Genomic DNA, 14,000 nt, shown 5'->3' on the forward strand with positions numbered 1-14,000 from the left:
GAAATTTTCATTTGAATCAGTTAAACTAGGCGTGATATGGAAATCCTGTGAAGTTGGCTTTGCAGGATTTTTCTTTTTTTGTCTTTTTCTTCACTGATTTCGAGGTCGTTCATGGCTAAACCTGAGTATTATTATGGCGTACATTCAGTAGAGTCATTGCTGGAGCTGGAGCCTGAACGTGTCTTGACGCTTTTTACGCTGAAAGGTCGTGATGACCAGCGCTTGAAGCGGGTGCTGGAGCTGGCTGAGCCGTTTGGAGTAAGTATCCAGCAGGCCAGTCGTGACAAGCTGGAAAAACTGGCAGGTCTGCCTTTTCACCAAGGGGTGGTGGCAGCGGTACGTCCACATCCGACCTTGAATGAAAAAGATCTGGAGCAGTTGCTCAAGGAAAATAACCAAGCCTTGCTGCTGGCTCTCGATCAGGTTACAGATCCGCACAATCTGGGTGCCTGTATCCGTACTGCGGCTGCAATGGGCGTAGCGGCTGTGATTGTGCCACGTGACCGTTCAGCCAGTCTGACGCCAACTGCACGTAAAGTCGCTGCAGGTGGGGCGGAAAAGGTGAAATTTATTCAGGTCACCAATCTGGCGCGCAGTTTGGGTCAAATCAAAGATGAGTTTAATGTGCGTGTAGTTGGCACCATGCTGGATGAAAAAGCGTTGCCAATCCAGAATTTTGATTTCACCGGAACCGCAGTATGTATCGTCATGGGAGCGGAGGATACCGGCCTGCGTCCTATTACCCAAAGCCAATGTGATCAGACGGTGTATATCCCGATGGCTGGCAATTTACAAAGTCTGAATGTCAGTGTGGCAACTGGGATGGCGCTGTATGAAGCCTGCCGTCAGCGTAATATTTAATTACTCATGGCCTTATCGACTCGCACACAAGGTTATTTCTTTTTAATTACGACCATGTGTATCTGGGGCGGTTTTACCTTGACCGCCCGCCTGAATGCAGTTTGGCAGATCAGTGCCTGGGATATAGTTGCACTGCGCTTTTCTCTGGCTTTTCTGATCCTGATGCCGATCTTGTTGTACCGCAAAGAGGCGGGCTTTTTATTAAAAAAAGAGCCTTTTATACTGGCAATGATCGGTGGGGTTGTTTACTGCCTGTTTGCCTATAGTGCCTTTCATTATGCGCCCACTGCGCATGCGGCAATTTTTCTGAATGGCTGTATTCCGATTTGTACGGCAATCATGGCCTTTTTGCTGATGGGGCAAGCTTTTGATAAGCATACCTGGGCCAGTCTGATCATTATGGTTATTGTGCTGTGTGTGATGAGCACCTTGATGTATCAGGAGACTGGAGTGGCATTCGGGCTAGGGGATTTTCTGTTTTTTATCAGTGCCATCCTCTGGGCAATTTTTACCGTGTTATTGCGTAAATATCAGCTTACCGCCTGGCAGGCAATGAGCGGTGTCACGATCTGGTCAGCGGTGGTGTATGTGCCGGTTTACCTGCTCTTTTTACCTAAACATTTAAGTGTGCCAGAACCCCAGCATTTGTTGTTCCAGACCATTTTTCATGGGATATTTGTGGTGATGATTGCGACCTTAAGCTATGTAGAAGCCATTAAGCGTCTTGGGGCATTTAAGGCAGGAAGCATTACCAATCTGGCGCCATTTATTGCTGCAATTTTGGCTGTACCCCTATTAAATGAACCACTCAGCCTGGCCATGGTGTGTGGCCTGATCGGGATGGCGATAGGTGCATTACAGCCCTGGCGCTGGTTTACCCACAAAGATAGCCTCAGTCAAAAACTGGCAGAACAGAAAAAGCAGGCCTAACGAGATCTGTTTTTATCTTAACCTGCTTTTCACTATGGAAGAGATTAAAGCTGGACTTAAAATCTAGGGTTGAGTCTATAGCTAAGCTATATCGGTTAAATCCTTCATAGATAAAGAAAAATAGGATGATAACGTTATAGAAATTCAGCAGCTTAGGTCTAAGTTCCTGAGCGCGGCAGTGGGCTGCGGGGAAGGCTGCGGTTGTATTCTAGTTGTATGATCTAAAGATTGGGCTCCTGGTTTTCAGCTGCCATGTTTAGATATTTTTCATGCAATGGCATCAGGTGGGCATACAGATGTTCAAGCTCACCATCATTCAATACAATATCGTCAGCCATGGCACGTTTCTGTTCACGAGACATTTGTGCTGCAATAATCTGTTGAATCTGTTCTACATTCTGTCCATCGCGTTGCGATGCCCGCTCGATTTGCAGCTCAATTGAAGCATCAATCAATAAGTTGCGCTGGGTCAGTTCATGCTGATTGGTTTCAAACAGCAGCGGTGAGACCAGAATCACATAAGGGCTCTGTGCTGCGTGTAACTGTTGAATAATCGAGCTGCGAATTGCAGGGTGCGTAATATTTTCCAGCGTTTTTCGTGCTTCAGGCGATTGAAAAATGTGTTCGCGTAAAGCACGGCGATTGAGTGAGCCATCTCCAAACAGGACCCAGTCTCCAAAGGCCTGCTGAATTTGTAACAGTGCCGGTTGGCCAATGTCGACAACTTCACGGGCCACAATGTCGGCATCCACAACAGCAATACCTTGCGCATCAAACCACTGGCTGGCAGCAGATTTTCCGCTGCCTATACCGCCGGTTAAACCGAGTACAAATTTCAATTTACTGACCTAAATAAATGTGTATGATCTGTTCGCCCCATAAAAAGGCGATCCAGCCAGCAATGGCAAGATAAGGACCAAAAGCAAAGGGCTGATTTTCTTTACGGATCTTGAGCAGAATAATCCCGATAATTGCCCCGACCAAAGAAGACAATAACACAATCAGCGGCAAAAGCAGGGGACCCATCCAGGCGCCTAAAGCTGCCAGCAGCTTAAAGTCTCCATAGCCCATGCCTTCCTTGCCCGTCACCACTTTAAACAGGTAATACACCACCCACAAACATAAAAAGCCCAGAATATAACCCCAGATTGCCGAACTTGCGGAGGTATAGATGGCATAACTATTAATCCCGAGCCCCAGCGCCGCCAGTGGCAGGGTGTAACGGTCGGGTAAGAGTTGGGTATCAAAATCAATAAAAGTCAGGGTAATCAGCACATAGGTTAATACCAGGCCAAAGAGCATCTGTAGGGTAGGACCAAATACTGCCACAACGATCAGTGCACAAGTCGCAGTTAACAGTTCTATGAAAGGATAGCGAATACTGATTGGATGTTTGCAGTTACCACATTTACCACGCAATAATATCCAGCTCATCACTGGAATATTTTGATACCAGCGAATTGGCGTCTGACATTGTGGACAGGTTGAGGCGGGTTTGCTGAGGGTGATTTTACTTTCATCAATGAGGGGCTGATCAGGATGCAGGAACAGCTGACAGTCAGTACGCCACTCCTGTTCCATCATTTTTGGCGTGCGATAGATCACCACATTTAAAAAACTGCCGATACAGAGACTAAAAAGCCCAACTGCGAGATAAAGCGCAGTCGGATTGTGGGAAAAATAAAAAATAAGGTCTTGCATTAAACCACAGAGCCCATTTGGAAGATTGGAAGATACATGGCAATCACCAGACCACCGACCAGCACACCCAGAATGGCCATAATCAGGGGCTCCATCATGGAAGTAAGACCATCGACAGCATTATCGACTTCATTTTCATAGTGGGTTGCCACTTTATCCAGCATGGCATCCAGGGCACCTGACTCTTCACCAATTGCGACCATTTGTACGGCCATAGAAGGAAACTTGTCAGTCACACGCATGGCAAATTGCAGCTGCTGCCCGGTTGCGACATCTTCGCGAATTTTCATAACTGCGTCTTCGTAGACCACATTATTAGTCGCTCCAGCTGTCGATTCTAATGCATCAATCAGTGGAACACCGGCAGCAAAAGTCGTCGACAAGGTACGGCTATAACGGGCAATAATCGCTTTATAAACCAGGTCACCAAAAATCGGTGCCTTGAGTGCAGCTTTATCCAGAAAGTCCCGGAATTTTTTACTGCGTTTCTTGGCTTCCAGAAATGCGGTAATAGCAACTGCAATGGCAATAATCATCAGGAACCAATACTTCTGCATCCACTCTGACATATTCACCACCATCTTGGTAAAGGCAGGCAAATCGGCGCCAAAAGATGAGAATAATTCCTGGAAGACCGGTACGACCTTAACCATTAGAATAATAGTCACGATTACAGCAACAACGATGACTGCAATGGGATATTTCATGGCCTTTTTAATCTTCTGCTTTAGCAGCTCGCTCTTTTCTTTATAGATGGCGACACGGTCGAGCATGGTTTCCAGAGCACCCGACTGCTCACCGGATTCCACCAGCGAACAGAACAGATTGTCAAAATATTGTGGATATTTACGTAAGGCACCTGCAAAGGTATTACCGCCTTCGACCTCTCCTTTAATGCCGAGCACAACTTCACGCATAGCGGGATTTTCTAGTCCTTCTGCCACGATTTCAAAGCCTTGAACCAACGGTACACCCGCTTTCATCATGGTCGCCAGCTGCCGGGTAAAAATCGTGATATCCAGGGTGCTGACCCGTTTTTTCATCAAGCCTTCAAGAATATTTTTTCTCTTCTGTCGAATAGTCTTGATGCTGATGCCTTGTTTTCTCAAGTTGACTTTCGCCAGCGCCATATTGCGTGCCGGTAATTCCCCCTTGATCTTCACCCCTTTGCGATCAATGCCTTCATAACTGAAGACGGGCATCATCTGGCCTTTTTTTACTGCCGCCATATGTTTATCCTTATTTTATATTTGCATCTGATCATTCGCTGGTTACACGATTGACTTCCTGTAAGGAGGTCACCCCCTGCATAACCTTCATTAAACCTGATCGACGTAAGTTGTTAAAACCTGCATGTGCAGAAGCCTGAGCAATTTCAATTGCATTGCCATCTTCCATAATAATTCTTGAAATTTCTGGTGTTACTTTCATAACTTCATAAATGCCGACACGACCTTTATAGCCTTCTCGACATTCATTGCAGCCAACCGGTTCATAAATCTGAAATTCCGGGTGTTGGAGATCTTCTTCGGTAAAGCCCATCTCCAAGAGGCTCTGCTTGGGAATATCGGCTGGTTTTTTACATTGTGCGCATAGGCGACGGGCCAGACGCTGGGCAATGACTAGGTTGACTGAAGTTGCAATATTAAAAGAAGGAACTCCCATATTACGTAAACGAGTCAGGGTTTCCGGTGCACTGTTGGTGTGCAGTGTGGACATGACCATATGTCCGGTTTGTGCCGCCTTGATGGCAATTTCGGCCGTTTCCAGATCACGAATCTCACCGACCATGACAATATCCGGGTCCTGACGCAGGAAGGATTTAAGTGCAGCGGAAAAGGTCAGGCCGACCTTGTTGTTGACGTTGACCTGGTTAATCCCTTGCAGGTTAATCTCGACCGGATCTTCGGCCGTTGAAATATTGGTATCTTCACGGTTCAGGATATTCAGGCCGGTATACAGGGAAACGGTTTTACCCGAACCGGTAGGACCGGTAATCAATAGCATGCCTTGAGGTTTCTCCAAGGCCGCCATAAACAGGGCTTTCTGTTCAGGCTCATAACCCAAGGCATCAATTCCCAGCATTGCACTGGACGGATCCAGAATACGCAGTACCAGTTTTTCCCCAAACAGGGTAGGCAGTGAGTTCACACGGAAGTCGATTGCTTTATTTTTGGAGAGTTTTAATTTGATACGGCCATCTTGGGGAATACGCTTTTCAGAAATATCCATTTGTGACATGACTTTTAAGCGGGAGGCTAAACGGTTAGCTAATTGCAAAGGTGGCGTGGCAATTTGACGCAGCACCCCATCGACTCGGTAACGAACCCGGTATATCTTTTCATAAGGCTCAAAATGCAGATCCGATGCACCCATCCGGATCGCATCAATCAGCAATTTGTTAATATATTTAACAATAGGAGCTTCTTCGCCTTTTTCCTGGTCTTCTTCGTCTGAGATTTCACTGCCTTCGACATCAAGATCGAGATCAAAACTGTCATCAAAATCAAACGTGCTTTCTTCGGTGAAATTCTGTTCGATCAGTTTTTCCAGTTTATTGTATTCAACAATAATACTTTCAATATTCAGTTTGGTGGCAAAGCGGATTGCATCAATGGCTTCAATATTGGTCGGGTTACTGGTGGCAATATAAAGGATATTGGCACTCTTAAAAATTGGCAGAACCCGGTGTTTGGTAATTAATTTTTCATCAATTTCTTCACGTAAAATTTGTCCAGGATCATACGCTCCCAGATCAAATAAAGGCTCGGCAAATTCAACTGAAATTGTTTCGGCAATTGTCGTTGGAGAAAGATTATAGTGGCCGATCAAATACGCCACGATATCCGTTTTTTCCTGCTTGGCCTTGTCCAAAGCAGTCCGCATCTCTTCAGCCGATAAGGCACCTTCATCGACTAAGCGACGAATAAACCCCGTAAATCTCGGGGTCCCCTGTAATACTGTCATGCTTCAATATGCCTATTAGTTCAATTTTTTTAATTTGCTATCTTTGAAATTATACGTTTGTTGTATAAAAATACCATAGCTGAGAGTGCTGTCATCTTCTTACTATTCACTAAAACTTTGAACTGGTCGGAAGAAGCCGGCGTTTTTTTACCTGATAACAAAAAATAACCATTTGGAAGCGCCAAAAGTGAAAAATCTGCTCAATAAAACTATTCTTTAAATTTTCCAATTCCGTGTAGAATGGGCCCAACTCAAGATATGTCAGTAAAATAGGTTGTTTATGTCGGTTTCGGCGATTATCCCGTGGGTGGTGGGGAACTGGAAAATGAACCCGGTTCAGGCAGATGCATGTGCTCTAGTTCGTAGTATGACGGAATTACTGGAAATTGCGCCGATTGCTGAAGCGCAATGTCATCTCGGAGTAGCACCGATTTCGATTGCGCTGACTCAAATTCAGGCACAGCTGTCTACAGCCAATCGTGCAGTGTATACAGTTGCCCAAGATGTATCACGCATTCCAGGTACTGGGGCTTATACCGGTGAAGTCAGTGCCGAATTGCTGGCAGACAGCAACATCGGGTATGTACTGGTGGGTCATTCTGAGCGTCGTGAGCTGTTTGCAGATACAGTCGAGATTTTAAAGGCCAAAATAAAAAATGCCCTGAATGCTGGACTTACCGTGATTTACTGTGTCGGTGAAAGTCTGGAACAGCGTGAGGCAGGGCAGGCCGAAGCAGTAGTATTGCAGCAGATTTGTGATATTGCAGCAGTGGTCGAAGCCGAGCAGTGGAAACGCATCGTTATTGCCTATGAGCCGATCTGGGCGATTGGCACCGGGAAAACTGCTTCTCCACAGGATGCGCAGGCCATGCATGCGCAAATCCGTCAGGGCTTAAGCCAGATTACCGGTTATGGCGAAACAATTGCGATCTTATATGGTGGTAGTGTAAAACCGGAAAATGCAGTAGAGTTAGCAACCTGCCCGGATATCAACGGGGCATTGGTGGGTGGTGCATCACTCAATGCTGAGTCATTCCTTCAAATTGCTCAAGCATTTGCAAATACACAATAATGAGGAGTTCAGCATGCAAACTTTTGTGCTGGTAGTACATATTATCTTAGCGATTTTGATGATTGTCTTGATTTTGGTTCAGCATGGTAAAGGTGCGGATGCTGGTGCCTCGTTTGGCGGCGGTGGTGCAGCGACGATCTTTGGTGCCTCAGGTTCTGGTAATTTTCTGACTCGTTTAACTGCTGTTTTTACAGCGCTATTCTTTGTTACCAGCATCACCCTGGCGATTTTCGCCAAGAAACAAACAACCGATGCCTACAGTTTGTCCTCGGTGCAATCGGTTCCAGCTGCTCCGGCACAACCGGTTGAAACTTCACCAACTGCATCCCAAGAAACCGAATAATCTGAATTAAACCTTTCTTTTTTCCGGTGATGCGACTAGAATGCGTCACAGCTGCGGTGGTGGTGGAATTGGTAGACACGCTACCTTGAGGTGGTAGTGCTTTAGGGCGTGGGGGTTCAAGTCCCCCCCTCCGCACCAACTTATGAATCCAGAATATAGGTTGGTGGTGTGCAGCAAAACTTCTGTTGATGCGGGATGGAGCAGTCTGGTAGCTCGTCGGGCTCATAACCCGAAGGTCGTTGGTTCAAATCCAGCTCCCGCTACCAATCAATCCTTTTGAAAGAGGCAAACTTTTAAAAGGCAGCTTAAATCTGATTTAAGTTGAGAAAATAATTTGCGTGTTGTTGCGGGATGGAGCAGTCTGGTAGCTCGTCGGGCTCATAACCCGAAGGTCGTTGGTTCAAATCCAGCTCCCGCTACCAATCTTTTAAAGATGCAAACTTTAAAAGCAGTCTTATTTAGGCTGAATGTTATTTGTACGCTGATGCGGGATGGAGCAGTCTGGTAGCTCGTCGGGCTCATAACCCGAAGGTCGTTGGTTCAAATCCAGCTCCCGCTACCAATTTTTCAGCGACAGATCACAAATATGCAGAATGATGCAGTTATGATTGAAAAGCTCTCATCTTTTGTATATAATTTTTGCACGTTGATGCGGGATGGAGCAGTCTGGTAGCTCGTCGGGCTCATAACCCGAAGGTCGTTGGTTCAAATCCAGCTCCCGCTACCAAGTTTCTTAAAAGAGGCTCACAACAAGGTGGGCCTTTTTGCACAGTGGGATTTGAAAAAGATCTGGATTGTGCATTAATTGGGGCGATTTACGCCCTTTTTTATTGGCTATCGTGTAGTGTCGACATTATTTGGTCAAATCTCCATGTTTCACTACTACTATAGTTTGTATTGGTTTGTAGTGGTCAAATAGATCATAAATTCGCACCAGATGACGAGAGTAAATGAAGCTATCAAATAAAACTCAAGCACTTCAGGACTTGATTGCACCCGCAGTTGAAGCCTGTGAGGTAAATCTGTGGGGGATTGAGTTCCTGCCACAGGGCAAACGTTCATTATTACGCATCTATATTGACCGTCCGGTTGAGGATAATGCTGAACCTGTGATCAATGAAGATGGTGAAGTTGAACAGGGGCGCGGTATTGGGGTTCAGGATTGTGTACGTGTGACACAGCAGGTTGGAGCCATACTGGATGTACATGATCCAATTTCGGGCGAATATTCACTTGAAGTTTCTTCACCTGGCTGGGATCGTCCCTTCTTCGAGTTGCAGCAGATGTCAGGCTATATCGGTCAGACGGTAGCGCTTCGTCTGATTAGTGCAGTCGATAACCGTCGTAAATTCCAGGCCAAACTGGTTGCAGTCAATCTTGAAAATGAAATGATTCAAGTTGAAGTAGAAAAACAGCAGATTTTGGATATCGACAGTCACAATATCGATAAAGCAAATTTGGTTTATCAAGATTAATCAAATCAATAAGAATCTGAACAAATAGGTGACTTATGGCACGTGAAATTCTTACCGTCGTTGAAACGGTTAGTAACGAAAAAGGTGTAAGTCGTGAAGCAATTTTTGAAGCGCTAGAACAAGCTTTGGTTGCAGCGACTAAGAAGAAATTCTACGAGGGAACTCACTCGGAAGAAGCTCGTCTTCGTGTGGAAATTGACCGTAAAACCGGTGACTATCGTACTTTCCGTCAATGGGAAGTAGTTGCAGATGAAGATCATGAAATGCCGGCTTGCCAGGATGCGATTTCTGATGTCGATCCTGCAAAATGGTCGATTGGTGACATCCGTGAACTGGAAGTTGAATCGATTGATTTCGGTCGTATTGCCGCGCAGATTGCCAAGCAGGTGATTGTGCAGAAGATTCGTGAAGCAGAACGCGCATTGGTGGCGGATGCTTATGAATCCAAAGTCGGTGAACTTATCTATGGTGAAGTGAAAAAACAAACCAAAGATGGCTTTATCATTGACCTCGGTGACAATGCAGAAGCTTATCTGGCGCGTGAAGAAATGATTCCGAAGGAGATTCTGCGTCCGAAGCAGCGCGTAAATGCAATTCTTTATAATGTGAACCGTGAAGGCCGTGGTGCACAGCTTTTATTGTCACGTGCTAAGCCAGAAATGCTGATCGCACTGATGAAAAAAGAAATTCCGGAAATCACGGAAGAAATTATTGAAATTAAGGCCGCAGCCCGCCAGCCGGGTGTCCGTGCTAAAATTGCAGTGAAAACCAATGACCATCGTATTGATCCGGTGGGGGCTTGTATTGGTATGCGTGGTACACGTATCCAGGCGGTACAGCAAGAGCTCAATGGCGAGCGTATTGATGTGGTCGTTTGGTCGGATGATCCTGCGCAATATATCGCAAGTGCATTGGAACCAGCAGATGTATCGAGTATTGTCATCGATGAAGATGCCCATACTGCCGATATTATTTTTGCAACCAGTGACCAGTTGGCCCGTGCGATTGGTTCACAAGGTCAAAACGTACGTCTGGCATCAGAACTGACTGGCTATAAGCTGGATATGATGCTGGAAGAAGAATACTACGCCCGTCAACAAAGCGAAGCACAAAAATATCTGGACATGTTTGTTACCCGTCTGGATATTGCTGAAGATTTGGCGATGGCGCTGGTAGAAATGGGCTTCACCTCGCTTGAAGAAATTGCTTACGTGCCTGCTGAAACGTTTGATGAAATCGAACTGGATGCTGAGCTGGTTGAGTTATTGCAAAGCCGTGCGAAAGAACTTGCACTTGCTGATGCATTACAACAGCAAGAAAACGTACAAGCGCCAAGTGAAGAACTTGTTGCAATGGAAGGCATGACAGCAGAGATCGCGCAGGCTCTCGCAGCTCGTGGTGTGGTAACCGTGGATGATCTTGCAGATCAGGCAACCGATGATATCGCGGATATCGACGGTCTGGATGCCGAAAAAGCAGGTCAACTTATTATGAAAGCGCGCGAATCATGGTTTAACTAGGAGGTGTAGTATATGACGAACAAGTCGATTAAAGAGTTAGCGCTCAGCGTGGGTCGTCCAGTTGAGAAGCTCCTAGAGCAGGTTCGTGAGGCAGGTTTACCACAACGTAAAGCTGACGATATTATTACCGCCGAACAACAAGATAGCCTGATGAATCATGTGAAAAAGACACAAGGTTCGGATGGCCATGCAGGACAAATCACGTTGAAACGTAAAACAACCAGTACGGCTAAAGTAGCAAGTACTTCAGGTAAGGCGAAGACCATTAATGTAGAAGTTCGCAAGAAGCATACATTCGTCAAGCCAGATCCGGAACAAATCAAGGCAGAAGCTTTAGCCAAAGCTCAAGCTGAGCAGCAAGCCAAAGCACAAGCTGAACAGAAAACAGCACAAGTGAAGAAACCTGTTGAAGCAGCAAAATCTGGTGTGAACAATGCCAGCAAAGCATTGGAAGCAATGCGTGCAGCTCAGAAACAGGAAAATCAGAAACAGGAAACACCTAAAGCAGCTGTCGTTGTCAAACGCAAATCGACCAATAAGCCGATTGTGAAGGCAGTGGTTAAACCGTCTGAAACAGCAGAGCAGAAAAAAGCTCGTGAAGCGCAAGCTGCACAGCTAAAAGCAACTGAAGAAGCAGCACGTCGTAAAGCAGCTGAAGAAGCACAACAGCGTACGCTTGAACAAATGCGTCAAATGGCTTCTAAGTATTCTGCTGAAGATACGACAGCCACAATTCGGGTGATTGATGACACTCCGCTTGCTGCCGGTTTAGTCGGTCAGGCCTATGAGGATTCTTTTGCCAAAGAAGACCGTGAAATTAAACGTGGTAGTAACACGACGAATGCACGTGCGCCGAAAAAAGGTGGTCGTCGTGGTCAGGAAGAGCAGTCTTTCAGCCATAACCAGCATAAACGTGGTTTAAAAACCAGTCAGGCCAACAAGCATGGCTTTGAAAAACCAGTTAAAAAACAGGTTTATGATGTTGAAATTGGTGAAACGATTGTGGTTGCTGACTTGGCTGCAAAAATGGCAGTTAAAGTACGCGAAGTGATTAAATCACTCATGAAAATGGGTGAGCTGGTAACTCAAAACCAAGCCATTGAGCAAGAAATTGCCGCGCTGATTGTGGAAGAAATGGGGCATCACCCAGTTCTGGTATCTGATACGCAAGCAGAAGATAATCTGCTTGAAGCAGCTGAAGAAGCACGTGGTGCACAAACTACGCGTCCACCAGTGGTTACCATCATGGGTCATGTTGACCATGGTAAGACTTCACTGCTTGACCGTATTCGTCGTGCCAAAGTAGCTTCGGGTGAAGCTGGCGGGATTACCCAGCATATCGGTGCATACCATGTCACCACAGATAAAGGCATTATTACCTTCCTGGATACTCCTGGACACGCAGCATTTACTGCAATGCGTTCACGTGGTGCCAAGGCAACGGATATTGTGGTCTTGGTCGTTGCAGCAGATGATGGTGTTATGCCACAAACTGCAGAAGCGATTGATCATGCACGTGCTGCCGGTACGCCAATCATTGTTGCCATCAACAAGATGGACAAAGACTCGGCTGATCCGGACCGCGTACTGAACGAATTAACCACCAAAGAAATCGTACCTGAACAGTGGGGCGGTGACGTGCCAGTGGCGATGGTTTCAGCGCACACCGGTGCAGGTATCGATGAATTACTTGACCTGATTTCAATCCAGGCAGAAATCCTGGAGTTGAAAGCATCTGAAGAAGGTGCAGCGCAAGGGGTAGTCATTGAAGCACGTGTAGACAAGGGCCGTGGTGCAGTAACGTCTATTCTGGTTCAAAACGGTACCTTGAAAGTTGGTGATCTGGTTCTGGCAGGTTCATCTTATGGTCGCGTTCGTGCCATGGTTGATGAAAACGGACAGCGTGTTAAATCGGCAGGTCCGTCGATTCCAGTCGAGATCCTGGGTCTTCCTGAAGCGCCAATGGCAGGTGACGAAGTTCTGGTCGTGAATGATGAGAAGAAAGCACGTGAAGTGGCCGATGCGCGTATGGACCGTGAACGTCAGAAACGTCTTGAGCGTCAGTCTGCTATGCGTCTTGAAAATATCATGGCGTCTATGGGCAAGAAAGATGTGCCGATCGTCAATGTGGTATTGAAAACAGATGTACGCGGTACTTTAGAAGCGTTGCATGTGGCTCTGGCTGAACTTGCAACAGATGAAGTGAAAGTCCGTATCATCGGTTCGGGTGTGGGTGCGATTACTGAATCTGACGTTACACTGGCAGAGTCTTCAGAAGCTGTATTACTCGGCTTTAATGTGCGTGCCGATGCAAGTGCGCGCCAGAAGGCCGATGCAGACAGTATCGATATTCGTTACTACTCCGTGATCTACCAGTTGATTGATGATGTCAAAGCTGCCATGAGCGGTAAGCTTGCGCCTGAACATCGTGAAACGATTCTGGGTGTGGCTGAAGTACGTGAAGTATTCCACTCAAGCAAATTCGGTGCAGCCGCAGGTTGTATGGTGCTTGAGGGTGTCTTGCACCGTAATAAGCCAATTCGTGTTCTTCGTGATGACGTGGTGGTCTTCCAGGGCGAGCTTGAATCTCTGCGCCGTTATAAAGAAGTGGTTGAAGAAGTTCGTGCCGGTATGGAATGTGGTCTTGCGGTGAAAGGCTATAAAGACATCAAACCACTCGACAAGATCGAAGTGTATGATGTCCAGTTAATTAAACGGAGTCTTTAATGGCGGGTAGTCAACGTCTGAAGCGTATGGCGGATACAGTACAGCGCGAGTTGTCTGAGCTGATTCGTCAGGAGCTGAAAGATCCACGCCTGGGTGGTCTGGTGACCATCTCGGCTGTGAAAGTGAGCTCAGACTTAGGATATGCTGAAGTTTATGTTACCGTGATGGGTCGTGAACTAGGCGATGAGCAAAGTGAAGCTGCAAATAAGGAAACTCTGGATGTGCTGAACAAGGCATCAGGTTTCCTGCGTCATGAACTGAGCCGTCGTATCAAGACCCGTATAACGCCACGTTTGCGTTTTCACTATGACAAAACCAATGCTTATGGCAACTATATGTTTGGTCTGATTGCTGAAGCTGTGAAGGATCTTCCTCCAGCCGAAGACAAGAAAGATGATGAATAA

The 14,000-nt window shown here is 46.3% G+C and carries 12 protein-coding genes and 5 tRNA genes; 13 read left to right on the forward strand and 4 right to left on the reverse strand.

Features of this window, described 5'->3' with window-relative positions; genetic code table 11:
- Window positions 1-111: 111 nt before the first annotated feature.
- Complete coding sequence (gene rlmB / locus E2K74_RS05235) at window positions 112-861, forward strand: 23S rRNA (guanosine(2251)-2'-O)-methyltransferase RlmB (protein ID WP_151206648.1); 750 nt, start codon at window positions 112-114, stop codon at window positions 859-861.
- A 6-nt stretch (window positions 862-867) separates the two neighbouring features.
- Window positions 868-1,791 (forward strand): DMT family transporter, encoded by a 924-nt coding sequence (locus tag E2K74_RS05240; RefSeq protein WP_151206649.1) that lies wholly within the window; start codon window positions 868-870, stop codon window positions 1,789-1,791.
- A gap of 221 nt (window positions 1,792-2,012) precedes the next feature.
- Here the strand turns inward: E2K74_RS05240 and coaE are convergent, their stop codons facing one another.
- From coaE to pilB, 4 genes are read right to left on the reverse strand one after another with little or no spacing between them, the layout of a single operon-like run.
- Window positions 2,013-2,630 (reverse strand): dephospho-CoA kinase, encoded by a 618-nt coding sequence (coaE, locus tag E2K74_RS05245; protein ID WP_151206650.1) that lies wholly within the window; start codon window positions 2,628-2,630, stop codon window positions 2,013-2,015.
- 1 nt (window position 2,631) lies between these two features.
- Window positions 2,632-3,492, reverse strand: a complete 861-nt coding sequence (locus E2K74_RS05250) for a prepilin peptidase (protein WP_151206651.1) — start codon at window positions 3,490-3,492, stop codon at window positions 2,632-2,634.
- Window positions 3,492-4,721, reverse strand: coding sequence for a type II secretion system F family protein (locus tag E2K74_RS05255; RefSeq protein ID WP_151204974.1), 1,230 nt, complete (start codon window positions 4,719-4,721; stop codon window positions 3,492-3,494). Before E2K74_RS05255 ends, E2K74_RS05250 begins: the two co-directional genes overlap by 1 nt.
- 31 nt (window positions 4,722-4,752) lie before the next feature.
- Complete coding sequence (gene pilB / locus E2K74_RS05260; RefSeq protein WP_151206652.1) at window positions 4,753-6,459, reverse strand: type IV-A pilus assembly ATPase PilB; 1,707 nt, start codon at window positions 6,457-6,459, stop codon at window positions 4,753-4,755.
- Between the two features lie 280 nt (window positions 6,460-6,739).
- On the opposite strand from pilB, the gene tpiA reads away from it, so the two are divergent.
- From tpiA to E2K74_RS05315, 11 genes are all read left to right on the forward strand, one after another.
- Window positions 6,740-7,531 carry a triose-phosphate isomerase gene (tpiA, locus tag E2K74_RS05265; RefSeq protein WP_151206653.1) on the forward strand — a complete coding sequence of 264 codons (792 nt, stop codon included), beginning with the start codon at window positions 6,740-6,742 and terminating at the stop codon, window positions 7,529-7,531.
- A 13-nt stretch (window positions 7,532-7,544) separates the two neighbouring features.
- Window positions 7,545-7,874: a preprotein translocase subunit SecG gene (gene secG, locus E2K74_RS05270; protein ID WP_151206654.1), complete on the forward strand. Its 330-nt coding sequence runs from the start codon at window positions 7,545-7,547 to the stop codon at window positions 7,872-7,874.
- A 53-nt stretch (window positions 7,875-7,927) separates the two neighbouring features.
- Window positions 7,928-8,012: transfer RNA gene (locus E2K74_RS05275), tRNA-Leu, on the forward strand.
- Window positions 8,013-8,063: 51 nt separating this feature from the next.
- Window positions 8,064-8,140: transfer RNA gene (locus tag E2K74_RS05280), tRNA-Met, on the forward strand.
- 79 nt (window positions 8,141-8,219) lie between these two features.
- Window positions 8,220-8,296 (forward strand) — tRNA-Met (locus tag E2K74_RS05285).
- 63 nt (window positions 8,297-8,359) lie between these two features.
- Window positions 8,360-8,436 (forward strand) — tRNA-Met (locus E2K74_RS05290).
- An 88-nt stretch (window positions 8,437-8,524) separates the two neighbouring features.
- Window positions 8,525-8,601: transfer RNA gene (locus E2K74_RS05295), tRNA-Met, on the forward strand.
- Between the two features lie 223 nt (window positions 8,602-8,824).
- The gene (gene rimP, locus E2K74_RS05300; RefSeq protein WP_151204970.1) at window positions 8,825-9,349 is read left to right on the forward strand and encodes a ribosome maturation factor RimP; all 525 of its coding nucleotides are present in this window, start codon (window positions 8,825-8,827) and stop codon (window positions 9,347-9,349) included.
- A 35-nt stretch (window positions 9,350-9,384) separates the two neighbouring features.
- Window positions 9,385-10,869: a transcription termination factor NusA gene (nusA, locus tag E2K74_RS05305; protein ID WP_151204969.1), complete on the forward strand. Its 1,485-nt coding sequence runs from the start codon at window positions 9,385-9,387 to the stop codon at window positions 10,867-10,869.
- A gap of 12 nt (window positions 10,870-10,881) precedes the next feature.
- Window positions 10,882-13,596, forward strand: coding sequence for a translation initiation factor IF-2 (gene infB, locus E2K74_RS05310; protein WP_151206655.1), 2,715 nt, complete (start codon window positions 10,882-10,884; stop codon window positions 13,594-13,596).
- Window positions 13,596-14,000 carry a ribosome-binding factor A gene (locus E2K74_RS05315; RefSeq protein WP_151206656.1) on the forward strand — a complete coding sequence of 135 codons (405 nt, stop codon included), beginning with the start codon at window positions 13,596-13,598 and terminating at the stop codon, window positions 13,998-14,000. Before infB ends, E2K74_RS05315 begins: the two co-directional genes overlap by 1 nt.

Origin of the sequence: Acinetobacter sp. RF15B, from assembly GCF_007558235.1 — a bacterium.
Lineage (GTDB): Bacteria > Pseudomonadota > Gammaproteobacteria > Pseudomonadales > Moraxellaceae > Acinetobacter > Acinetobacter lwoffii_C.

Coding starts and splice junctions, on each gene's coding strand:
- nusA (WP_151204969.1), top strand. CDS start 9,385: ATGGCACGTGAAATTCTTACCGTCGTTGAAACGGTTAGTAACGAAAAA.
- rimP (WP_151204970.1), top strand. CDS start 8,825: ATGAAGCTATCAAATAAAACTCAAGCACTTCAGGACTTGATTGCACCC.
- E2K74_RS05315 (WP_151206656.1), top strand. CDS start 13,596: ATGGCGGGTAGTCAACGTCTGAAGCGTATGGCGGATACAGTACAGCGC.
- E2K74_RS05250 (WP_151206651.1), bottom strand. CDS start 3,492: ATGCAAGACCTTATTTTTTATTTTTCCCACAATCCGACTGCGCTTTAT.
- E2K74_RS05255 (WP_151204974.1), bottom strand. CDS start 4,721: ATGGCGGCAGTAAAAAAAGGCCAGATGATGCCCGTCTTCAGTTATGAA.
- rlmB (WP_151206648.1), top strand. CDS start 112: ATGGCTAAACCTGAGTATTATTATGGCGTACATTCAGTAGAGTCATTG.
- tpiA (WP_151206653.1), top strand. CDS start 6,740: ATGTCGGTTTCGGCGATTATCCCGTGGGTGGTGGGGAACTGGAAAATG.
- pilB (WP_151206652.1), bottom strand. CDS start 6,459: ATGACAGTATTACAGGGGACCCCGAGATTTACGGGGTTTATTCGTCGC.
- E2K74_RS05240 (WP_151206649.1), top strand. CDS start 868: ATGGCCTTATCGACTCGCACACAAGGTTATTTCTTTTTAATTACGACC.
- infB (WP_151206655.1), top strand. CDS start 10,882: ATGACGAACAAGTCGATTAAAGAGTTAGCGCTCAGCGTGGGTCGTCCA.
- secG (WP_151206654.1), top strand. CDS start 7,545: ATGCAAACTTTTGTGCTGGTAGTACATATTATCTTAGCGATTTTGATG.